The sequence below is a fragment of the Streptomyces sp. YIM 130001 genome (assembly GCF_003574445.1).
In the GTDB taxonomy this organism is placed as follows: Bacteria; Actinomycetota; Actinomycetes; order Streptomycetales; family Streptomycetaceae; genus Streptomyces.
Window position 1 is genome coordinate 249,909 of the sequence record NZ_KZ984548.1, and the last position, 23,012, is coordinate 272,920.

15 protein-coding genes are annotated in these 23,012 nt (G+C 71.2%); 11 read left to right on the plus strand and 4 right to left on the minus strand.

The features are described 5' to 3' along the window. Positions 1-20: 20 nt before the first annotated feature. Both DSC45_RS01255 and DSC45_RS01260 read right to left on the minus strand, forming a co-directional pair. Positions 21-1,517 carry a multicopper oxidase family protein gene (locus DSC45_RS01255; RefSeq protein WP_240434309.1) on the minus strand — a complete coding sequence of 499 codons (1,497 nt, stop codon included), beginning with the start codon at positions 1,515-1,517 and terminating at the stop codon, positions 21-23. A gap of 123 nt (positions 1,518-1,640) precedes the next feature. Beyond that, the gene (locus DSC45_RS01260) at positions 1,641-2,309 is read right to left on the minus strand and encodes an MOSC domain-containing protein (protein ID WP_119286242.1); all 669 of its coding nucleotides are present in this window, start codon (positions 2,307-2,309) and stop codon (positions 1,641-1,643) included. 80 nt (positions 2,310-2,389) lie between these two features. Here DSC45_RS01260 and DSC45_RS01265 point away from each other — a divergent pair, with 80 nt between their 5' ends. Then, complete coding sequence (locus tag DSC45_RS01265) at positions 2,390-3,325, plus strand: LysR family transcriptional regulator (RefSeq protein WP_119286243.1); 936 nt, start codon at positions 2,390-2,392, stop codon at positions 3,323-3,325. 78 nt (positions 3,326-3,403) lie between these two features. Here DSC45_RS01265 and DSC45_RS01270 read toward each other — a convergent pair whose 3' ends face one another. Continuing rightward, positions 3,404-3,718 (minus strand): WhiB family transcriptional regulator, encoded by a 315-nt coding sequence (locus DSC45_RS01270; RefSeq protein WP_119286244.1) that lies wholly within the window; start codon positions 3,716-3,718, stop codon positions 3,404-3,406. A gap of 390 nt (positions 3,719-4,108) precedes the next feature. Between DSC45_RS01270 and DSC45_RS01275 the strand changes: the two genes are divergently transcribed. The 4 genes from DSC45_RS01275 (at position 4,109) to DSC45_RS01290 (ending at position 8,540) form a co-directional block, all read left to right on the plus strand. Further along, the gene (locus DSC45_RS01275; protein WP_003948568.1) at positions 4,109-4,720 is read left to right on the plus strand and encodes a response regulator transcription factor; all 612 of its coding nucleotides are present in this window, start codon (positions 4,109-4,111) and stop codon (positions 4,718-4,720) included. A gap of 326 nt (positions 4,721-5,046) precedes the next feature. Further along, positions 5,047-5,622: a sigma-70 family RNA polymerase sigma factor gene (locus tag DSC45_RS01280; protein ID WP_119286245.1), complete on the plus strand. Its 576-nt coding sequence runs from the start codon at positions 5,047-5,049 to the stop codon at positions 5,620-5,622. 146 nt (positions 5,623-5,768) lie between these two features. Further along, positions 5,769-7,271, plus strand: a complete 1,503-nt coding sequence (gene guaB, locus DSC45_RS01285) for an IMP dehydrogenase (RefSeq protein ID WP_119286246.1) — start codon at positions 5,769-5,771, stop codon at positions 7,269-7,271. 144 nt (positions 7,272-7,415) lie between these two features. After that, positions 7,416-8,540 (plus strand): GuaB3 family IMP dehydrogenase-related protein, encoded by a 1,125-nt coding sequence (locus tag DSC45_RS01290; RefSeq protein WP_119286247.1) that lies wholly within the window; start codon positions 7,416-7,418, stop codon positions 8,538-8,540. A 73-nt stretch (positions 8,541-8,613) separates the two neighbouring features. Here DSC45_RS01290 and DSC45_RS01295 read toward each other — a convergent pair whose 3' ends face one another. Beyond that, positions 8,614-9,873 carry a nucleotide sugar dehydrogenase gene (locus tag DSC45_RS01295; protein ID WP_119286248.1) on the minus strand — a complete coding sequence of 420 codons (1,260 nt, stop codon included), beginning with the start codon at positions 9,871-9,873 and terminating at the stop codon, positions 8,614-8,616. A 261-nt stretch (positions 9,874-10,134) separates the two neighbouring features. On the opposite strand from DSC45_RS01295, the gene DSC45_RS01300 reads away from it, so the two are divergent. The 6 genes from DSC45_RS01300 (at position 10,135) to DSC45_RS01325 (ending at position 22,890) form a co-directional block, all read left to right on the plus strand. Next, complete coding sequence (locus DSC45_RS01300) at positions 10,135-11,841, plus strand: glycerol-3-phosphate dehydrogenase/oxidase (protein WP_119286249.1); 1,707 nt, start codon at positions 10,135-10,137, stop codon at positions 11,839-11,841. A gap of 290 nt (positions 11,842-12,131) precedes the next feature. Continuing rightward, a complete protein-coding gene (locus DSC45_RS01305) occupies positions 12,132-13,937 on the plus strand; it encodes a serine/threonine-protein kinase (RefSeq protein WP_119286250.1) in 1,806 nt (601 codons plus the stop codon). 316 nt (positions 13,938-14,253) lie between these two features. Beyond that, on the plus strand, positions 14,254-17,091 hold the full coding sequence (locus DSC45_RS01310; protein WP_119286251.1) for a protein kinase: 2,838 nt from the start codon (positions 14,254-14,256) through the stop codon (positions 17,089-17,091). 144 nt (positions 17,092-17,235) lie between these two features. Then, on the plus strand, positions 17,236-18,930 hold the full coding sequence (locus DSC45_RS01315; protein ID WP_119286252.1) for a serine/threonine-protein kinase: 1,695 nt from the start codon (positions 17,236-17,238) through the stop codon (positions 18,928-18,930). A gap of 199 nt (positions 18,931-19,129) precedes the next feature. Next, a complete protein-coding gene (locus DSC45_RS01320) occupies positions 19,130-20,983 on the plus strand; it encodes a serine/threonine-protein kinase (protein ID WP_119286253.1) in 1,854 nt (617 codons plus the stop codon). A gap of 281 nt (positions 20,984-21,264) precedes the next feature. Further along, complete coding sequence (locus tag DSC45_RS01325) at positions 21,265-22,890, plus strand: succinic semialdehyde dehydrogenase (RefSeq protein WP_119286254.1); 1,626 nt, start codon at positions 21,265-21,267, stop codon at positions 22,888-22,890. Positions 22,891-23,012: the final 122 nt, after the last annotated feature.

Consider the following 23,012-nt stretch of genomic DNA (forward strand, 5'->3'; position numbering starts at 1 on the left):
GGGGTCAGGTTAATGACCGCTCAATGATCGCCGTGACCGTGCCCCGCGGGTGGCCGACCAGCCTTGCCGCCCTTCTCGACGACCACGAACTGCCCCATCATCCCGCCGTCCTCGTGGGACAGCAGATGGCAGTGGTACATGTACGGAGTGTCCGGATCCGCCGGCCCGTCGAAGCGCATCGCCAGCTTGACCGAGTCCCCGCCGGGCACCGGCACCGTGTCCTTGGCGCCGCGCAGTTCGGGGGGCGGGGCCTCGCCGTTCACCGCCAGCACCCTGAACTGCACATCGTGCACATGGAAGTTGTGCAGCACCCCGTCCTCGTTGCGTACGGTCCAGGTCTCGGTGGCGCCGCGGGTGACCGTCTCGTCCACGCGGCTCATGTCCATCGCCCTGCCGTTGATCCCGCTCATCCGCAGGCCGAAGAACCGCTCCCTGCTGGAGTCCTTGCCGTGCGGGACCTCCAACTCGCCGAGTTTTCCGGGTAGTTCAGGACTAGGCCGGAGGCGGTCGGCCGCGCGCAGCTCGAGGATGTCGAAGGCGTCGTCGCCGCCGCTGAAGCGCTGCTGCCAGTGGTTCCCGTAGGAGTCGTGCGGGTAGCTGCGCAGCACGCTCTTCTCGCCGGGCTTCATCCGCACCACGATCTCGGCGCGTTCACCGGGGGAGAGCTGGATCCGGTTCATCCGCGCGGGCGCCTCGAGCAGGCCGCCGTCCGTCCCGACCAGCGCGAACTCGCGGTCGTCGGACAGGCCGAAGTCGTACATCCGCGCCGTCGACGCGTTCAGCAGGCGCAGCCGTACCAGCTCGTCGCCGACCTCCTGGTACGGCTTCATGGTGCCGTTGACCATCGTGCGGTCACCGAGGAAGCCGGTGCTCTGCATGAACCCGTGGCCGTGGTCGAAGTCCGCGCCGTCGAACCGCACGTCCTGCACGATCACCGGAACGTCGTCGACCCCGTAGTCATCGGGCAGGTCCAGACCGGACGAACGCTTGTCGTCGAGCAGGAACATGCCCGCGAGACCGCGCTGCACATGCTTCTCCGTCGCCCCGTGCGGGTGCGGGTGGTACCAGAGGGTCGACGCCGGCTGGTCGATCTTCCACTCGGGCGACCAGGTGTCGCCCGGCTCGACCATCTGGTGCGGGCCGCCGTCCATGCGCGCGGGCAGGTGCATGCCGTGCCAGTGCACGGTGGAGGCTTCCTGCAGACCGTTCGCGATCCTGACCCTGACCTTCTCGCCGCGCTCGGCGCGCAGCGTCGGTCCCAGGTAGTCGCCGTTGAACCCCCAAGTCGGGGTCTTCCGCCCCGAGTTGAACTCCTTGCTGCCGGACTGCATGCGCAGGTCGAAGACCCGCGTGCCGTCCTTGGCCACCGTCGACCTCGCGAGGGGAGGTACGGCCAGTCGATCACTGAAATCCACCTTGCCGACGGTGCTGACATCGGCGCTGCTCCACACCCAGGCGAACCCGCCCCCGAGCATCGCCGCGAACACCCCCGCGACCGTCGCCAAGACGATCAGCACCCGTCTCCACCTGCGTCTGCCACCCGTCTCCGCCATGACAATCAGCGTGGTCGCGCCACGCTCGGGGCAGTATCCGGAACGGCCCTGAACGAACCCGGTGACGCCCCCTAGGGGAGCACGGGCTCAACCCCCGAGCCTGGCCTCGTACTTCCGAACGGCGGCCAGGTCCTCCTGGTGCAGTGCGTCACCGGCGGCGAGCAGCCGGGGCAGCAGCGTCCGTTCGGTCGTATGGGCCCGGAACTGGAAGGACACCGTGACCTCGTGCTCGGGCCTGTGCACGATCTCGACCGTGTCGCCGGCCTCGACCTCGCCCGGTTCCACCACCCGGAGATAGGCGCCGGGCGCGGCCTGCCGGGTGAACCGCTTGACCCAGCCGCGCTCGCCGAGCCAGGCCGCGAAGGTGCGGCAGGGGATACGGCTGCTGGACACCTCGAGCAGCAGATCGGGGCCGATCCGCCAGCGCTCGCCGATCCGCGCGCCGTTCACATCGATGCCGGAGGTGGTCAGGTTCTCCCCGAAGCTACCGTTGGCGAGGGGGCGCCCGAGCTCCTGTTCCCAGAAGTCCAGGTCCTCCCGGGCGAACGCGTACACGGCCTGGTCGGTCCCGCCGTGGTGCCGGGTGTCGCAGACGGCGTCCCCGGCGACGCCGCTGGCGCCCACGCCCTTCGGGCCGGGTTCGAAGATCCGTACCGGGCCCTGCACGGGACGCTTGTCGATGCCGGAGGTGCCGGACGGCGCGTCGGAGTACTCGACGGCTTTGGCCCGACCCAGATTCACGGAAAGAAGCCTCATGGCCGCACGCTAAGCCAGCACCAGCCAAAGCGGCAACGCAGTATTCTCCGTTCTCCCCAAGACTCCCTTATGCTCGGAGAATGATCGAGGCACGTCACCTCCGCGTCCTGCGCGCCGTCGCCGCCACCGGTTCGTTCTCGGCGGCTGCTCGCGAACTGGGCTGTACGCAGCCCGCGGTGAGCCAGCAGATGAAGGCGCTCGAGCAGTCGGCCGGTACGCCGCTGCTGATCAGGTCGGGACGCGAGATGCGCCTGACCCAGGCCGGAGAGGCTCTGGTCAGGCATGCGGCAGGCATCATCGCCGGCCTGACCGCCGCGGAGGAGGAAGTCGCCGCCATCGCCGGCCTGCGCGCCGGCCGGGTCCGCCTGGTCTCCTTCCCCAGCGGCAGTTCCACCCTCGTCCCCGGCGCGCTCGCCGCCCTGCGCGCGGCGCACCCCGGCACCCGCGTCTCCTTGGTGGAGTCCGAGCCGCCGCGCTCGGTGGAGATGCTCCGCGAGGGCGACTGCGACGTGGCGCTCGCCTTCCGCTACGAGGAGGGCTGGCGCGAGACGCCGCGCGAGCCGGCCCGGCAGGCCCCCCGCAGCGCAGACGACTGGAGCGATCTGGTGGTACGTCCCGTACTCGCGGATCGCCTGGTCGGCGTGGTGCCCGAGGGCCACCGCCTGGCGGACCAGGAGTCCGTGGAGATCGGCGAGTTCGCGGACGAGCCCTGGATCGCGGGCTGCCCGCGGTGTCGCCGGCAGTTGGTCGAGGTGTGCGAGAGCGCCGGGTTCGCCCCGCGCATCGACTTCGCGACGGACGACTATCCCGCGGTGGTCGGCCTGGTCGGCGCCGGCCTGGGGGTCGCCGTACTGCCCGAGCTGGCGCTGGCCTCGGTCCGGGCCCGCGGAGTGCGGACCGTGACGGTCGAACCGGCTGTGCGGCGGGAGATCGTGGCCCTCACGCTGCCGGACCTCGCCCAGGTCCCGGCCGTCGCCGCGACCCTCGACGAACTGGCCACGGCCGCCGCGCTCTGACGCGGTCGCCCGGGCCCGGACGTCGTCTCGGCCCTGCGGTCGCCTCCCGCGGCCGCCGAGTTTCGAAGAAACGTTCCTTCAGGAAGGTGCTGAGGTCGCGGCCGTCACGAGCCGGTTGCGGGCCCGTCCCATGAGCTCTTCGCGCTCGTCCTCGGTCAGCCCGCCCCACACCCCGTACGGCTCGCGCACGGCCAGGGCGTGGGCCGCGCACTCGGCGCGCACCGGGCACCTCATGCAGACCTCTTTGGCCGAGTTCTCGCGGGCGCTTCGTGCCGCTCCCCGCTCGCCCTCCGGGTGGAAGAACAGCGAGCTGTCGACCCCTCGGCACGCGGCCAGGAGCTGCCAGTCCCACAGATCAGCGTTCGGTCCGGGAAGGCGGGAGAAGTCTGCCATTACGTGTCCCCTTGCAGCCGTTCTGAGGCGGTTTCAGTGCCCACGACGGTACATCTACTGTCGTAGGAGATGTAAATATGACTCATTGCGAATCTAGCCTCAAACACCACTAAAAGGGAAGAAATCCAGCCTGAATGGGGCACACTGCTCGGCGATGTCGCGATGACCTGCGGACTCTCTGGTGTATTCAGGCCCTTACGTAGAGTGCCGAACCAGGTGCTCGGACCCGTAACTCTTTCGGGTGACCATCGTTGAGAGTGCGAGGCGGTTGAAAACCCAAGCGCTCGGGCACATGTCCGAGAGCGTCAACCGCACAGGTGACGATTCGTACCCAGCCTGGAGGCTCAAGGTGACGCGCAGCAGCTGTGAGAGCCGCGGAGGACGCCAATCATGACTTCCGTCCTCGTCTGCGACGACTCCCCGCTCGCCCGAGAGGCGCTCCGCCGCGCGGTCGCGACCGTGCCCGGTGTCGAGCGCGTGACGACAGCGGCCAACGGCGAGGAAGTCCTCCGCCGCTGGGGCGCCGACCGCTCGGACCTGATTCTGATGGACGTACGCATGCCCGGGCTCGGGGGTGTGGAGACGGTGCGCCGGCTCCTGTCCGCCGACCCCGGCGCGCGGATCATCATGCTGACGGTGGCCGAGGATCTCGACGGGGTCGCACTCGCGGTCGCCGCCGGCGCCCGCGGCTATCTGCACAAGGACGCCTCGCGTGCGGAACTGCGCGCGACCGTCACGCAGGCGCTCGCCGACCCGACTTGGCGGCTCGCCCCGCGCCGACTGCGTTCCGCCGAGATGGGCGCCGCTCCCACGCTGACCGCGCGGGAGATCCAGGTGCTCGAAGGCATGAGCCACGGCCGGTCGAACGCCGAGATCGGGCGCGAGCTCTTCCTCTCCGAGGACACCGTCAAGACGCACGCGCGCCGGCTGTTCAAGAAGCTCGGCGCATCGGACCGGGCGCACGCCGTGGCGCTGGGCTTCCGCTGGGGTCTGGTGCGCTAGGCCGTGCCCGCGAAGTCCTGTGCGGACTCTTCGGGGGGTGTGGTGAAAGACCCACACCCTCCACTGTGTCGCGGGGGTGGGAGCATCGCCCTCCGCCGACGTGCGGGCGGGGTGGCGGACGCCCCTGCAACCCGCTTCGTACAGCGGCTTAGGTTGTTTCCCACGAGATGCCGCATCCTTGAGGTGTGGAGTTCCTCGGGGACGATTCGGCCGAGCGGGAGGGGAGGGCGCAGGAGATGAGTTCCGGCGCGCCTGCTCATAACGCTTCCATGCACAACTACGGACGCGGTGCCGCAGATCGGCAGACACCAAGGCACCATGGACCGATGCGGGACGACGGGACGACGGTGATCAGCGATCTGGTCCATCGTGCCGTCGAGGGCGACAAGCAGGCCACGCACGATCTCCTGGCCCATGTCCACCCGCTCGCGCTGCGCTACTGCCGCACCAGGCTGTCCCGACTGCCGGGTGACGCACGGCACTTCGTGGAGGATCTGGCGCAGGAGGTCTGCGTCGCCGTACTCCTCGCGCTGCCGCGCTACAAGGACACCGGGCGTCCCTTCGAGGCGTTCGTCTTCGCCATCGCCGGGCACAAGGTCGCCGATCTGCAGCGGGCCGCGATGCGGCACCCCGGATCCACCGCCGTGCCGTCCGACGAGATGCCCGAGCGGCCCGACGACTCACTCGGTCCTGAGGAGCAGGCGCTGCTCAGCAGCGATGCCGCCTGGGCCAAGAAGCTCCTCGCCAATCTCCCGCAGAACCAGCGCGAACTGCTGCTGCTGCGGATCGCCGTCGGCCTCACCGCCGAGGAGACCGGCCAGATGCTCGGTATGTCGCCCGGTGCCGTCCGGGTCGCCCAGCACCGTGCACTCAGCCGGCTGCGGGCGCTCGCCGGGCAGTAGCAACTCCCGGTCGTGGGGGTGCGGGCGCGGTCGTAGGAACGCACGACGAAGTTCGGTTGAGCAGTCGGTGCGATCGTGGAATGAAGTACCTCCGCGGCCCGTTAGCATGGTGGTCCGCGCCTGGCAAGAGCATTGGGGAAGGTGTCATGAGTGACCACGTCGACGGAGCGCCCGAAAAATTCGCGATGCTCGGGCTGACATACGACGACGTCCTGCTGCTGCCGGGCGCCTCCGAGGTGCTGCCGAACAAGGTCGACACCGGTTCCCGCGTGTCGCGCAACGTCCGGGTGAACATCCCGTTGCTCTCGGCGGCCATGGACAAGGTCACCGAGGCCCGCATGGCGATCGCCATGGCACGTCAGGGCGGCGCCGGCGTACTGCACCGCAACAGCTCGATCGAGGACCAGGCCAATCAGGTCGACCTCGTCAAGCGCTCCGAGTCCGGCATGGTCAGCGACCCGATCACCGTCTCGCCCGACGCGACCCTGCGCGAGGCCGACGACCTCTGTGCGAAGTTCCGGATCAGCGGTGTGCCGGTCACCGACCCGGCGGGCAAGCTGCTCGGCATCGTCACCAACCGCGACATGGCCTTCGAGAACGACCGCTCCCGGCAGGTCCGCGAGGTCATGACGCCGATGCCGCTGGTCACCGGCAAGGTCGGCATCTCCGGCGAGGACGCCATGCAGCTGCTGCGCAAGCACAAGATCGAGAAGCTGCCGCTGGTCGACGACGCGGGCGTGCTGCGCGGCCTCATCACCGTCAAGGACTTCGTCAAGGCCGAGAAGTACCCGAACGCGGCCAAGGACGCCGAGGGCCGTCTGGTCGTCGGTGCCGCGGTCGGCGTCGGGGACGAGTCGTTCGACCGGGCGCAGGCGCTCGTCGAAGCCGGCGCGGACTTCCTCGTGGTCGACAGTGCGCACGGCCACAGCCGCGGCATCCTCGAGATGATCGCCAAGCTCAAGACGCACATCGACATCGACATCGTCGGTGGGAACGTCGCGACGCGGGACGGCGCCCAGGCCCTCATCGACGCCGGTGTCGACGGCGTGAAGGTCGGCGTCGGACCCGGCTCCATCTGCACCACGCGGGTGGTCGCCGGTATCGGCGTCCCCCAGGTCACGGCGATCTACGAGGCCGCGAAGGCCTGCCACGCCGCGGGTGTGCCGCTGATCGGTGACGGCGGACTGCAGTTCTCCGGCGACATCGCGAAGGCCATCGCCGCCGGCGCGGACACGGTGATGCTGGGCTCGCTCCTCGCGGGCTGCGAGGAGTCGCCGGGCGAGATGGTGTTCGTCAACGGCAAGCAGTTCAAGTCGTACCGGGGCATGGGATCGCTGGGTGCGATGCAGTCGCGCGGGCAGGCCCGCTCGTACTCGAAGGACCGCTACTTCCAGGACAACGTGCTGTCCGAGGACAAGCTCGTGCCCGAGGGCATCGAGGGCCAGGTGCCCTACCGCGGCCCGCTGTCCTCGGTGGCGCACCAGCTGATCGGCGGCCTGCGGGCCTCCATGGGGTACGTCGGCTCGGCCGACGTCCCGGAGCTGAAGGCCAAGGGACGGTTCGTACGCATCACGTCGGCGGGGCTCAAGGAGAGCCACCCGCACGACATCTCGTTGACCGTCGAGGCACCGAACTACGCGGGTCGCTAGACGGACGGCGGACGCACACGACGAGGCCCGCGGGTACTGTGCCCGCGGGCCTCGGTGCGCCGCCCCGTGCGGCCGGGGAAGCCCTCGGTGTGCGGTCGGGGATACTGGAAGACGCAGGACCGGAAGACGGAAAGGCCACCCAACGTGACTGAGATCGAGATCGGGCGCGGCAAGCGCGGCCGCAGGGCGTACGCGTTCGACGACATCGCCATCGTCCCCAGCCGGCGCACGCGGGACCCGAAGGAGGTCTCGATCGCCTGGCAGATCGACGCCTACCGTTTCGACCTGCCCTTCCTGGCAGCCCCGATGGACTCGGTGGTCTCGCCGGGGACCGCCATCCGCATCGGTGAGCTCGGCGGCCTCGGCGTCCTCAACCTCGAGGGTCTGTGGACCCGTTACGAGGACCCGCAGCCGCTGCTCGACGAGATCGCGGAGCTCGACCCCGAGACCGCGAACCGCAGGCTGCAGGAGATCTACGAGGCGCCGATCCAGGAAGAGCTGATCGGCCGGCGCATCAAGGAGGTGCGTGACTCGGGCGTGGTCACCGCCGCCGCGCTCTCGCCGCAGCGTACGGCCCAGTTCTCGAAGGCCGTCGTGGACGCGGGCGTCGACATCTTCGTCATCCGCGGCACCACGGTCTCCGCCGAGCACGTCTCGGGCGCGGCCGAGCCGCTGAACCTCAAGCAGTTCATCTACGAGCTGGACGTCCCGGTGATCGTGGGTGGCTGCGCCACGTACACGGCCGCGCTGCACCTGATGCGGACCGGTGCGGCCGGCGTGCTCGTCGGTTTCGGCGGCGGCGCCGCGCACACCACACGCAACGTCCTCGGCATCCAGGTCCCGATGGCCACGGCCGTGGCCGATGTCGCCGCGGCCCGGCGTGACTACATGGACGAGTCCGGCGGTCGCTACGTGCACGTCATCGCGGACGGCGGAGTGGGCTGGTCCGGTGACCTGCCGAAGGCGATCGCCTGCGGTGCCGACTCGGTGATGATCGGGTCGCCGCTCGCCCGTGCCGTCGATGCGCCCGGTCAGGGCCACCACTGGGGCATGGAGGCCGTCCACGAGGACGTGCCGCGGGGCAAGAAGGTGCACCTGGGCACCGTGGGCAGCACCGAGGAGATCCTGACCGGTCCCTCGCACACGCCGGACGGGTCGATGAACTTCTTCGGTGCGCTGCGGCGTTCGATGGCGACCACCGGGTACAGCGAGCTCAAGGAGTTCCAGCGGGTCGAGGTCACTGTGGCCGACTCGCAGCACAGCCGCTGAGCGCCCGCCGGGGTCGTGCCCCGGCAGCAGGAAGGGCCGCCCCGCTGTTCTGCGGGGCGGCCTTTCCTGCGTGTCAGAGGCGGTGGGCGGCGCCGATGGGGGTGGCGCCGCGGGTGTCCAGGAGGAGTTGTGCCTTCACGGCCAGACCCTGTAGGTCGTACGTGCGGTGGGGCTGGAGCAGGATCGTGAGGTCGGCGTCGGCCGCGGCCTCGTAGAGGGAGTCGGCGCGGGGGACCGGGCGGCCGAGGACCCTCCAGTGCGGGACGTAGGGGTCGTGGTAGCTGATGGCGGCGCCCATCTCCATCAGGCGAGTGGCGATCTCGTGCGCGGGGGCGCCCTCCTGGGAGGCGAGGTCCGGCTTGTAGGTCACGCCGAGCAGCAGGACGCGTGCGGCGCGGGCCGACTTGCCGTGCTCGTTGAGGAGGGTGGCGGCGCGCTGGATGACGTAGCTCGGCATGCGGTCGTTGATCTCCTGCGCGAGGCCGACCATGCGCAGCGGGTGGCCCGGGGTGCGGGTCGGGTGCGGCAGGTAGTTGGGGTCGAGGGGGACGCCGTGGCCGCCCACTCCCGGGCCGGGGCGGAAGGCCTGGAAGCCGAAGGGCTTGGTCTCGGCGCAGCGGATCACGTCCCACAGGTCGACGCCGAGGTCGTGGCAGAGGACGGCCATCTCGTTGACCAGGGCGATGTTGACGTGCCGGTAGTTGGTCTCGAGGACCTGTACGGTCTCGGCCTCTCGTGGTCCACGCGCGCGTACCACCTTGTCGGAGAGCCGGCCGTAGAAGGCGGCGGCGGACTCCGTGCAGGCGGGGGTGATGCCGCCGATGACCTTCGGGGTGTTCGCGTGGCTGTGCGTGCGGCTGCCGGGGTCGAGGCGGCCGGGGGAGTACGCGAGGTGGAAGTCGCGGCCCGCGCGCAGTCCGGAGCCCTTCTCCAGGAGCGGGCGCAGGAGTTCCTCGGTGGTGCCCGGCGGTACCGGTGACTCGAGGATGACGGTGGTGTGCGGGCGCAGTCGGGCGGCGAGCGCGCGGGCGGCCTCGGTGACCTGGGAGAGGTCCTGGGAGCGGTCGGGGCCGAGCGGGGCGGGGGCGCAGATGACGGCGGTACGGACGCGGCCCAGTTCGGCGGCGTTCGTGGTGGGGCGGAAGCCGTTCGCGAGCATGCGGCGCAGGTCGGCGGCGGACAGGGAGCCTTCGTCCGCGGGCAGCCGTCCGGCGGTGAGGTCGGCGTTGTGCCGCGGGTCGTAGGCGACGGTGTCGATGCCGGCCGCCACGGCGGCCTGGGCCAGTGGCAGGCCGAGATGACCGAGTCCGATGACGGCGAGATCTGCGGGCATGGAATGAGCCGTCCTTCCCTGTAGCCGGAGCGGGAGGAGCGCGCAAGTCCTGTGGACAAGGTGGACGAGCGCAATGTCAGGTTAGGAGTAAATATGACCGATTTCCGGCATTGTGCGGCCGTGATCCACCGTGTGTTGTCCACAGGCTGAGAGGTGGAGGTGGCCGATGTCCGTGCACGCGGACAGAATCGGGGCATGGGTGACGTGAGCCCGAGCACATCCGAAACGCCCGAGCACACCCGAAACGAACGGGAGGCAGCCGTGAGGACAGCGACACTGGGCCCCGCAGAGCGCGCCGAAGCACTGGCCGGCCTGGCCGAGCGGGAACTGGACGTGTTGGTCGTCGGCGCCGGCGTGGTCGGCGCGGGTACCGCGCTCGACGCCGTGACCCGCGGCCTGTCCACCGGTCTGGTCGAGGCACGCGACTGGGCATCCGGTACATCCAGCCGGTCGAGCAAGCTCATCCATGGCGGGCTGCGCTATCTGGAGATGCTCGACTTCGCGCTGGTGCGGGAGGCCTTGAAGGAGCGAGGCCTGCTCCTGGAGCGCATCGCCCCGCACCTGGTGAAACCGGTGCCGTTCCTCTACCCGCTGAAGGGCAAGGGCTGGGAGCGGATCTACGCGGGATCGGGCGTCGCGCTCTACGACACGATGTCGATGTCGCGCGGCCACGGCCGGGGGCTGCCGATGCACCGGCACCTGAGCCGGCGTCACGCCCTGCGGGTGGCACCGTGTCTGCAGAAGGACGCACTGGTCGGGGCCCTGCAGTACTACGACGCGCAGATGGACGACGCCCGCTACGTAGCCACCTTGGTGCGCACCGCCTCGGCGTACGGCGCGAAGGTCGCGAACCAGGCGCGGGTGACCGGCTTCCTGCGCGAGGGCGAGCGGGTGGTCGGCGCCCGGGTCCAGGACCTGGAGGGCGGCGGGGAGTACGAGATCAGGGCACGCCAGGTCGTCAATGCCACGGGCGTGTGGACCGACGACACCCAGGCCATGGTCGGTGAGCGGGGGCAGTTCCACGTCCGGTCGTCCAAGGGCATCCACCTGGTCGTACCGAAGGACCGGATCAACTCGACGACGGGTCTGATCCTGCGGACCGAGAAGAGCGTGCTGTTCGTCATCCCCTGGGGACGGCACTGGATCGTGGGGACCACCGACACGGACTGGGACCTGGACAAGGCGCACCCGGCGGCGTCCAGCGCGGATATCGACTACCTCCTCGAGCACGTCAATTCGGTGCTCGCGGTGCCGCTGACCAGGGACGATGTGCAAGGGGTCTATGCAGGGCTGCGGCCGCTGCTCGCCGGTGAGTCGGATGCCACCAGCAAGCTGTCCCGCGAGCACACCGTGGCCCATCCGGTGCCGGGTCTGGTGGTCGTGGCGGGCGGCAAGTACACGACGTACCGGGTGATGGCGAAGGATGCCGTGGACGAGGCGGTGCACGGCCTCGATCAGCGCGTCGCGGAATGTGTCACCGAGGACATCCCGCTGGTGGGAGCCGAGGGGTACCGGGCGCTGTGGAACGCGCGGGCGCGCACCGCGGCCCGTACCGGCCTTCATGTGGTCCGCGTCGAGCACCTGCTGAACAGGTACGGATCGATGGCCGAGGAAGTGCTCGAGCTGATCGCGGCGGATCCGTCGCTCGGCCGGCCGTTGCCGGGCGCGGACGACTACCTGCGTGCCGAGGTGGTCTACGCGGCTTCGCACGAGGGCGCCCGTCACCTGGACGACGTCCTGACGCGGCGTACGCGGATCTCGATCGAGACGTTCGACCGGGGCACGCGCAGTGCGCGGGAGGCCGCGGAGCTGATGGCGCCGGTGCTGGGCTGGGACAAGGACCAGATCGAACGGGAGATCACGCACTACGAGAAGCGGGTCGAGGCCGAGCGGGAGTCGCAGCTCCAGCCGGACGACCTGACGGCGGACGCGGCGCGGCTCGGTGCTCCGGAGATCTCGCCGGACTGACGTGCGGTGACCTCTGCCGGGCAACCACCTTGCCCGGCAGGGGAGTTGGCGGTGGCTGGGTCGGTGGTGCGTGTGATTCGCACCGGCCCGGGTGCGGGCTCGGGCCGGGCTGTGGATACCGGCTGAATCGGTCCGGAAACGGGCTTCCCGTGGCATATGACGAGGTCGCCGGGCATGGTGCGGTGCCTTGCGAACGCGCACCGTTGCGGCGCGGACCCGGGACTTCCCCTACCCCGGGCATGAGGGACAATGGAGGCTCTGCCAGGGCGGGTTGATTGCAGAGGGGACGCATGTCGGAGGCTGAGCAGCCGAAGGAGACCACGGGGCGCCTCCTTGCCGGGCGGTACCGCCTGGGCGAGGTCCTCGGTCGCGGCGGAATGGGCACCGTCTGGCGCGCAGTCGACGAGACCCTCGGCCGTACGGTCGCGGTCAAGGAGCTGCGGTTTCCCTCGGCCATCGAGGAGGACGAGAAGCGCCGGCTGATCACGCGCACACTGCGCGAGGCCAAGGCGATCGCCCGGATCCGGAACAACGGCGCGGTGACGGTCTACGACGTGGTCGACGAGGACGACCGGCCGTGGATCGTCATGGAGCTGATCGAGGGCAAGTCCCTCGCCGAGGTGACCCGTGATGACGGGCTGTTGACGCCCCGGCGCGCCGCCGAGGTGGGGCTCGCGGTGCTCGACGTGCTGCGTTTTGCGCACCGCGAGGGAATCCTGCACCGCGATGTGAAGCCGTCGAACGTACTGATCTCCGAGGACGACGGCCGCGTCGTCCTCACCGACTTCGGGATCGCCCAGGTCGAGGGCGACCCGTCGATCACCTCGACCGGCATGCTCGTCGGAGCCCCCTCGTACATCTCGCCGGAGCGGGCCCGCGGGCACAAGCCCGGGCCCGCCGCGGACCTGTGGTCGCTCGGCGGTCTGCTCTACGCCTCGGTCGAGGGCGTCCCGCCGTACGACAAGGGGTCGGCGATCGCCACCCTCACCGCGGTGATGACCGAGAACCTGGAGCCGCCGAAGAACGCGGGGCCGCTGGAGACGGTCATCTACGGTCTGCTCGCCAAGGACCCGGACCAGCGTCTCGACGATGCCGCGGCCCGTGCACTGCTCAACGACGTGATCCACGCGCCCGAGGAGTCCGAGGAGAAGGCGCCGGAGCCCCCGGCGGACTCGACTCGCTCCATGCCGTTGCCGCCTCCGCCGGCGGGGAAGCCGAAGGGGTCGGGCAAGCGGAAGGGTGCTGCGGCCGGTGCCGGTGCGGCCGCGGGCGAAGGAGCGGTGGCGGCCGATGCGGCTGCCGCCACGCCTGCCGGGCCTGCCGGGCCGCCGCCGAGTTCCGCGCCGTCGGGGGTGAACGCCGGGGGAGAGGCGTTCGGGCGGCTGCTGGCGCGGCACAAGATGGTGATCCTGGCCGTGGTGGCGGCGCTTGTCGTGCTCGGCTCCGCGCTGGCTGTCGCGCTGAACAACGGTTCCGGCGACGGCAGTCGGGACAACAAGGGCAAGGGCGCCCAGGAGTCCGCGGGCTCGGAGAAGGGCGCGGACAAGCCCAAGGAGGAGGCCGGCGGGCAGGGCGACGACGCCGGTGACGGCGACGACGACGGCGGCAAGGCCGAGGACAAGCCCGAGGACGGCCCCCCGGACGGGTACGAGACGGTCTCGAACTCGAAGTTCGAGTTCTCCGTGGCGTTGCCGGAGGGCTGGAAGCAGACCGGTGAGTCGGGTGCCGGCGCCGGTGCGATCTATGCCGGGAGCGACGGCGGCTATCCGAAGGTCCAGGTGGACCTCTCCCGGTCGCCGGGCAGTGACGCGGCCGACGCCTGGCGGAAGGGCGAGGTGTCGGTCAAGCAGAACTCCACCGACTACAAGCGCGTGTCGCTCGAGCCCTCGTCCTGGCGCGGCTATCTGACCGTCGCCGACTGGGAGTTCACCCGTACCGAGGGCAAGGTGCCGGTGCGGATACTGAACAGGGGCTTCGTGACGGACAAGGCGCACGCCTACGCGATCATGATCACCTGCGAGGCGGACAAGTGGGACGACAAGTCCTGCGCCGAGCTGCGCGATACGGCGTTCGACACCTTCGAGCCGAAGGGCTGACCGCAGCGCGCGAACGACTTCCGCGGACCCCGGGGTGGTGCTCTGGGTGACCGCGTATCGTCATGCCCGTTGATCGGATTGTTCCCAACTAGGCGCACCTTGGGCGGAATTGGGGGCTAGTGGCCTGGTGAGGGCCTCGCTCTCCGCGATGCCTGTGGATAACCCGCACAGATGTGCGTGGTGACGTATCGTGAGAACGCGCGAACCCTACGCAACCGCAATCTGGCGGGAAACGAACGGACTTGGCGCACAAAGGGACGGGTAGAAGTGCGCGGACAGGGGCATCGGGCGCCGCGCATGCTGACGGGGAGGCGATGTGGACGACTACGCGGGACGTGTACTTGCCGACCGTTACCGTCTGCCACTGCCGCCGTCCGATGAGTACGAGTTCGCCGAGACGCGCGCGTTCGACACCTACAGCGGCCAGGAAGTCCTGGTCAGGCAGGTGCCGTTGCCCGAGGTCGTCGAGGCCGAGGTGCTGGACGACGAGGGCGGCGTAGGGACGGTGCCGGCGCCCCGGCGGGCCTCGGGGCGGACCACGCGCAAGCCCACCGATCCGGCGGTCCGGCGGGCCATCGAGGCCGCTCAGGCCGCCGCGCAGATTCCGGACCATCCCCGGCTCGACCAGGTCTTCGACGTGTTCGCGGAGGGCGGTTCGCTGTGGATCGTGAGCGAGGTCGTGGCCGCGCGGCCGCTCGCCGCGCTCCTGGCCGAGCGGCCCCTGCCGCCGTATCGGGCGGCGGAAGTCGCCTCGGACGTCCTCACGGCCCTGCGGGTTCTGCACGCGCACGGCTGGGTCCACCGGAACATCACGGTGCGTACGGTCCTGGTCTGCGACGACGGACGCATCATGCTGACCGGGCTGGCCGCAGGCGCGGCCGAGGACGCACTGTGCGGGTACGACCCGGTGCCCGAGCCGCCGCCGGACGACGGCGAGGCCGATGAGCCGATCGACGGCTCGGCCGACGGCTCGGTCGGCGGCGAGGACGGCGGCTCGGGCGGTCCCGGGGCTGGGTACTCGAGCAGTGCTCTGCCGGAGCCGGCTGGGGCGGGTGGGTATGAAGCGATCAATTCCGGTCATCGGGACGGGAGTTCGGGTCAGGTCGCGGTCGGCGCTCCCGCGCTCGACAAGGGCCGGCCGGACGGCGGGGCGCGCCCCGCTCTGCCCGTGGGTGACACCCGGGCCGCGCGGGCCGGAGCGATCGCGGCCTACCGCGCGGGCGCTCGGGCGGCCGCGGCGGCGCGCGTGCGCGAGGAGGACGTCGAGGGGCGCGCCCTCCCGGGGCCGCGCAGTGCAGCACGCGAGGAGGACCGCTTCGCGCCCGAGGAGTCCGGTGAGTCCGGGCCCGTCGAGGCAGGGCCGCCCGGACGGATAGTCGATCCGTACGGAGTGGGCGGGCGCCTCTCCGGAGCGAGTGACGGCGCGGACGGGCGAGAGCCGGAGCCGGCCCACCGCCCGCGGCACCTCTCCGAGCGCAGCGGCGCGAGCGCCGCGGAGCCGGCGCCCGGCTGGCACGGTGCGGTTCCACGCAGCGAGGCCGCGAGGGCCGGCACGGACGCCGGGGTGGAGGTGGCCGGCCGTGAGCAGGATGCCGGTGGGGCCGAGGAGTCGCACGAGCCGCGGGAGCCCTGGGAAACCGGTGGTGCGGTCGGCCAGGAGCTCGCCACCCGCGATGGCTCCGGGCTGACGGGCACCTCGACCGGGACGGCCGGTCTGCCCGCCGGTGCGCCGGCGCACGCCACGGGCGGAGCTCGCTGGGACGACCTGGTGGCGGGCGACGGTCCGCGTCGTAAGGGGCCCGCGACCCCGCTGGACGCGGAGCGGGCGCGACAGGCACGGATGACGGTGGTCGGCGCGGTGACCGAGCGCTGGTCGCCGGAGCAGGCCGGACCGGTGCACGAGAACTGGCAGTTGGCGCCGCCGGTCGGCCCCGCCACCGATCTCTGGGCCCTCGGCGCGCTGCTCTTCCGGGCGGTGCAGGGGCATGCGCCGTATCCGGAGGACAGCACCTACGAACTCGTGCAGTTGGTGTGCGCGGAGTCGCCCGCGTTCGCCGAGGAGTGCGGGCCGCTGCGGCCCGTGGTGGAGTCGCTGCTGCGCCAGGACCCCACGGAGCGGCCCGAGTTCGAGGAGCTGCGCGGCTGGCTGCGCTCGCTCATCCGCTCGGCGCCGGAGCCGGAGGTCGGCGAGGACGTCGTGCCGGTGCTGCCGCACGAGTCCGGCAAGCTGCCCGTCGTACGCCGCCGCGGCGAGCTCGTACGCAGGCGCAGGGGTGACGGCGGACGGCACAAGAAGGGCAAGCCGCCGAAGGAACCGCGCGCCCGGCGGGAGAAGGCCGTGCGCAGGGAGAGGCCCGCCCGGCGCGAGGAGCCCGTGGTGCAGCGGGATCTGCCCGAGCGGGCGCCGAAGCCGCCGAGCGAACCACGCCGCGGTGGTCCGCGCAGGCTCGGCCGGCTGCTGCTCGCGCTCGTCCTGCTCGGGCTGGTGGCAGCCGTGGCCTACGCCGTGATGTTCATGCCCAAGGCGGATTCGGGGAGCGGTGACGACGCCCAGGGCGCCGGTGCGAGCGAGTCCGCCCCGGCGGACACGCCTCCGCGGGCCTCGTCCGATCCGGAGAAGCCGGAGAGCCCCGGGAAATCGGAGAAGCCCGAGGAGACGGGCAAGGGGTCTCCGGACCCGCAGACGACGGACCCTGACCTGCCCAAGGGCTTCACGCTGCAGAAGGACCCCGCGGGATTCCACGTGGCGGTGGCGAAGGGCTGGGACCGAAAGGGCAAGAACGGCCAGGGCCAAGTCACGTACAGCAAGGGAGACTTCGAGCTGCTGCTGGTCCCCGGCCGGGACGGCACCGACGCGCAGGGCAGCGACCCGATGGAGTACCAGCGGGAGAAGGAGCGGGAGCTGCAGCCGTTCCGGGACTCCTCCTGGTCCACGTCCACGGGCATGCGCCGAATAGACGTCGGCGACCGGGCCATGGCCGAGGGCCAGTTCACCTGGCAGGAGGGCGACGAGGACGAGGTCTACGTGCGGAACCTGGCGATGATCGTCGACGGCCGGTACCACGTGGTGATGGTGAAGGGCCCCGAGTCGGAGCGGGACGAGGTCTCGCGGTTCTACGAGCAGGCGGCTGCCACGTATCGGCCTACGAAGTAGGCGATCGCCGGGGGCGCTCGGCGGAGCCGGGTCGTCCCCCTCGCCGTCGACGGACGCCGCTGGGTCCGGTGGGGCCGGAGCTGCCGCAGGTGGCGGTCGGACACCGGGACGGAGCAGATCGTTCCTGTGCGGCATGATGACTGCATGGCGACTGACGGGGGAAGCAGCCGAGTCATCGCGGGCCGCTACCGGCTGTGCGCGCGGCTCGGCAGAGGCGGTATGGGGATCGTCTGGCGGGCCGTCGACGAGGTGCTCGGGCGTGAGGTGGCGGTCAAGGAACTGCGCCTCGACGAGACGCTGTCCGCGGACGAGGCGCGCCAACTGCGGGAACGAATGCTGCGCGAGGCGCGCATCGTCGCGGGCGTCCGGCATCCGCACGTCATCGTCGTGCACGACGTGGTGGTCGAGGACGAACAGCCGTACATCGTCATGGAAGTGATCGACGGCGGTTCGCTGGCGGACCGGCTGGCCTCGCAGGGGCCGGTCTCTCCCGCGCAGGCCGCGCGGCTGTGCCTGTCGCTGCTCGGTGCCCTGCGCGCCGCGCACGCGCGCGGAGTCCTGCACCGCGACATCAAGCCGGGCAACGTCCTCCTGGAGGCCGGCACCGACCGCGCCGTGCTCACGGATTTCGGGATCGCCCAGGTCGCGGGGGCCACGACGCTCACGGAGTACGGGGCGTTCGTCGGCTCGCCCGAGTACACGGCGCCGGAGCGGATGGCGGGCGGGCAGACCGGCCCCGAGTCCGACCTCTGGTCGCTCGGGGTGCTGCTGTGTGCGGCGGTGACCGGGGAGTCCCCGTTCCACCGGGATTCGCTCGGCGGCGTCCTGCATGCCGTGGTGATGGACGAGATCCGTCCGCCGTCCGCGGTGGCGCCGTTGCTGCCCGCGGTGCACGGCCTCCTCGAACGGTCGCCGGAGCGCCGTATCGACGCGGTCGAGGCCGAACGGCTGCTCTCCGCCTACGTGACGACGGGCACGATGCCGCCGGTGCCGGCCGGGTACACGCCGGCGCACGCGGACGTGCGGGTGGCGGAGCGTGCCGCGATGCCCGTCGACATGCCGGGGTTTCCGGCGGACGCGACACCGTCCTCGGTGCCGTCCGCCACGTCGGCCGCCGCGCTCTCCGAGGCGCCGGTGCCGCGGGAGCCCGGCAGGCGGCGGTCGCGGAGGTCCGCGCTGATCGCCGTTGCACTCGTCGTCGCGGTCGCCGGTGCCGGAGCGGGTGCCGCCGCGTTCCTCCTGGACCGCGGTCAGGACCACGACGATCCGCCGGCCAGTTCGGCCCCGGAGACGACGCACACCACGGAGCCGCCCTCGGAGACGAGTGGTGATCCGAGCCCCGGGCCGACGGTGACGGTCACCGAGCCCGGGGGCGACGGGCGCCCGAAGGTCCCGGCCGGCTATCGCATCGCGCAGGACGCCGAGGGTTTCTCCCTCGCGGTGCCGCGCGCGTACGTCCGTGAGCGGCAGGCGCCCCGGGTGTTCTACGTATCCGCCGACGACAAGGTCCGGATCGGCATCAAGTCGACGAAGCCGGTGCCGGGCGGGCCGATGGCCGCGATGCGCAGCGCGGCCGCCAAGGGCCCGGACAACAACCCCGGCTACCGCGACGGCCGGGTCACCGAGACGACGCACAACGGCCGGACCGCCGCGCTCTGGGAGTTCACCTGGGACGGCTTCACCGAGAAGGAGGGGGCGCGGCACACCCTCGACCTGACCTGGGAGGAGGGCGGCAGGATGTACGACGTCTGGGTGTCCGCACCGCTCGCCAGGAAGGGCGAGGCCAAACGCCACTTCGACACCGCGCTCGACACCTTCGGTGTGCGGGGCGGGCGATAGCCGCTGCGGCTTCCGGGCCGGCCCGTCTCCCGGCCGCCGAACGGTTCCCGGCCGACCCGCCGTCCCCGCCGCCGCTGCCCGCCTGCCCGTAACCAAATGGTGTGCAACCGCAAGAAACGAGGCGCCGCTCGTCACGGGTCGGTGACCGACGGCGACCCGAGGTGGATTTGGCGACACCGCACGCGATAGGGATGGGCATATGAGTAACGACGGGGGAACTCCCTACGGTCCCGAGGACCCGACCAGCTACGGCCTGCGCCCGCCGCACCCGCAGGGGCAGGGCGGGGCCCCCGGGGGCAACCCGTACGCGCAGGCGCAGGCGCAGTCCGGGCAGGGCCAGGACCCGTACGGCCAGGGGCATCCCGGCGCGAACGGCCCCGGACAGCCGGGCACTCCGGGGCAGGGGCAGGGCAGCCCGTACGCGTACGACCCGACCCAGGCGTACCCGTCGCAGAACCAGCCGCAGCAGCCCGGCACGCCTCCGCCGGCACCGCAGCCGCCGAACAACCCGCAGACGCCCGTCGTCCCCACCCAGGTCTCCGCCCACGAGCCGCCGGACCCGGGCGCCGGGCGCCTGATCGCGAACCGGTACCGGCTGCTCTCCAAGCTCGGCCACGGTGGCATGGGCACGGTGTGGCGGGCCAAGGACGAGACGGTGGACCGCGAGGTCGCGGTGAAGGAGCCACGCGTTCCGGATCACCTGCCGGAGCGGGAGCGGGCCAACGCCTTCGAGCGGATGCGCCGTGAGGCCCGCGCCGCCGCCCGGCTCGACCACCCCGCCGTGGTCAACGTGCACGATGTCGCGGTCGAGGACGGGCAGCCGTGGATCGTCATGGAGTTCGTCAGGGGCCGTTCCCTCGGGGCAGCCCTGCAGGAGGGCACACTCGGCGCCCGTGAGGCGGCCAGGATCGGCCTCGAGGTGCTCAACGCGCTCGACGCCGCGCACCAGGCAGGCATCCTGCACCGCGATGTGAAGCCCGACAACGTCATGCTCGGTTCGCACGACCGCGTGGTCCTCACCGACTTCGGCATCGCGCAGATCGAGGGCGAGACCAACCTGACGGACACCGGCGGATTCGTCGGCTCGCCCGAGTTCATCGCGCCCGAGCGGGTGCTCGGGCAGCGCCCCGGCCCGGCCTCCGACCTCTGGTCGCTGGGTGTGGTGCTGTACGCGTCGACCGAGGGCGTCTCGCCGTTCCGGCGCAACAACACCCCGGCCACCCTGCAGTCGGTGCTCAACGCGGCCCCGGCGGCGCCCGCTTCGGCGAAGGGCCCCCTCGCGGACGCGATCAATCGGCTCCTGGTCAAGGACCCCAACCAGCGTCCGAGTACGCCTCAGGTGCGCCAGCTCCTCGAGCAGGCCGCGAAGCCGCCGCAGCCCGCACAGGTGGTGCGGGTGTCGGGCCCGGGTGGCGGCAAGGGCATCGGTCTCAGCCGCAAGGGCTGGATCGCGGCGGGCGCGGTGGTGGTCGCCGCGGTGCTCGCGACGGTGCTCGTGGTCGTCGATCCCTTCGCGGGGCCGCTGCCGGACGACTGGAAGGAGCAGCCGGTCAAGCCGCTGGGAGCGACGCTCGCGGTGCCGAACGGGTACGGGGACACCGAGCCGGAGCCGGACGCGGAGGACGAGCACTGGATCCGCTACACGGACCCGAGCGGCGCCGTATACATCCGACTCGACCTCATGAAGAAGTCCGAGGACTCGCTCGATGAGATCGAGAGCTCGGCGGTGAGTCAGGCTCACGCGGAAAGCAGGTCCATCGAGGACGGTACGACCTCCGCGTGGACCGTGGCGGACAAGCCGGCCCCCGAGGTCGACGTCGACGACGACATCAAGTACGAGGAGAAGAAGGCGGCCGTCAGTACGATCACGTTCACCGACGACTCGGACACGGACGCGCCGCTGCCCCGCGAGGGCAAGATCTTCTACTACCGGACCGGGAAGGGCGACATGTACCGCCTCTCGGTCCTCTATCCCGGCAAGGGCGACTTCACCGAGCGCGGCCGTGAGGTGGCCAAGACGGCCATCGACAACCTGAAGATCACGAAGCCCTGACGTCCGAGGGGCCGACGTCCGAGGGGCCGACGTCCGAGGGACCAAAGCGGCGCACGAGTCGGTCGATGGCACTTGGAACGGTGGCGGACCCGCACTGTCCGCCGCCGGCCTCCGGCCGTCGTGGCGTGGAGCTTCCATTTTTCCCTTCCGACTAGTCCCGACCGTGACAAGCCCCTGATCAGGGGCTTTCTGCCAGCGATCGCTGGCGTGATGTGTGCACGCCGTGAAAGCTCGTTACCGCCGGGTACCCAAACGTGCGACAGGGCCGTAACCTCCACGACATGACGGACTCGCAGGCCCCCTCCACCGCGGGCACCACCACCGGCACGAACCCCACCGCACCGGCACCGCAGGGTGTCCGTACGGCCTCCGACGTGGTCACGCCGGAGCTGGTCGCCCAGCTCACCAGCGATGTCGTCGGCTCCGGCCGCACCGCCAACCATTCGCCGCTGACCGGCGCGAAGCTGGCCGACCTGCCCGAGTCGACGCCCGAGGACGTGGCGACCGCCTTCGAGCGCGCCCGCGTGGCGCAGCGCCTGTGGGCCGCCGTGCCCGTACGCAAGCGCGCCGCGGTCCTGCTGCGTTTCCACGACCTGGTGCTCCAGCGGCAGGCCGAGGTGCTCGACCTCATCCAACTGGAGACGGGCAAGGCGCGGCTGCACGCCCATGAGGAGGTCCAGGCCGTCGTCGTCGCGGCCCGGCACTACGGCCGCAAGGCCCCGTCGTACCTGCGGGCCAAGCGCCACACCGGCGCGGTCCCGACCCTGACCAAGGTCACCGAGCTGCGCCAACCGCGCGGCGTGGTCGGCCAGATCGCCCCGTGGAACTACCCGCTCGAGCTCTCCGTCGGCGACGCGCTGCCGGCCTTCGTGGCCGGCAACGCGGTCGTGATGAAGCCCGACACGGAGACCTGCCTGACCGCGCTGTGGGCTCGTGACCTGCTGATCGAGGCGGGCCTTCCGGCCGAGGCGTTCCAGGTCGTGCTCGGCGACGGGCCGGTCGTCGGGCCCGAGATCGTCCGGCACGCCGACTACGTGTCGTTCACCGGCTCGACGCGCACCGGCCGCGAGGTCGCACAGGGCGCCGCGGCGCGCCTCGTCGGAGTGTCCCTGGAGCTCGGCGGCAAGAACGCGATGCTCGTCCTCGAGGACGCCGACGTGGAGAAGGCGGCCGCCGGTGCGGTACGCGCCTGCTTCTCCTCCGCCGGCCAGCTCTGCATCTCGATCGAGCGGCTCTACGTCCACGAGTCGGTGGCGGACGCGTTCGTCAGCCGGTTCGCGGCGCGTACCAAGGCGATGCGGCTCGGCACCTCGCTCGCGTACGGCGCCGACATGGGCTCGCTCGTCGGCGAACGACAGCTGGAGACCGTCACGCGGCACGTGGAGGAGGCCGTGGCCAAGGGCGCCGAGCTGGTTGCCGGCGGCGTCGCCCGGCCGGACATCGGCCCGTACTTCTACGAGCCGACCATCCTGGACGGCGTCGAGGCGCCGATGGCCGTGTGCAACGAGGAGACCTTCGGTCCGGTCGTCGCCATCTACCGCTTCAGCGACGAGGACGAGGCCGTCGACCTCGCCAACGCTACGGCGTACGGCCTGAATTCCTCGGTGTGGACCAAGGACGGCCGCCGCGGCCGCGAGGTCGCCGCCCGGCTGCGTACCGGCACCGTCAATGTCAACGAGGGGTACGCCCCCGCCTACGGCAGCGTCCAGTCGCCGATGGGCGGCATGAAGGAGTCCGGCCTCGGCCGGCGGCACGGCAGCGAGGGCATCCTCAAGTACACCGAGGCGCAGACCGTGGCACAGCAGCGGCTGATGCCGATGGCGCCGTCGTTCGGCATGGACGACGCCAAGTACGCCGCATTCATGAGCCGGAGCCTGCGCGCGATGAAGGCCTTCCGGCTGCGCTGACCCCTCGCGGGGCGGCGCAGTCCGTGCACTGCTCCGCTCACTCCACGCTGACCTGCACGTTTTCCGGAGGTATCGGTGTCACAGGATGAGTCTGCCCAAAATCGGGACGAGACCGGGCGCGA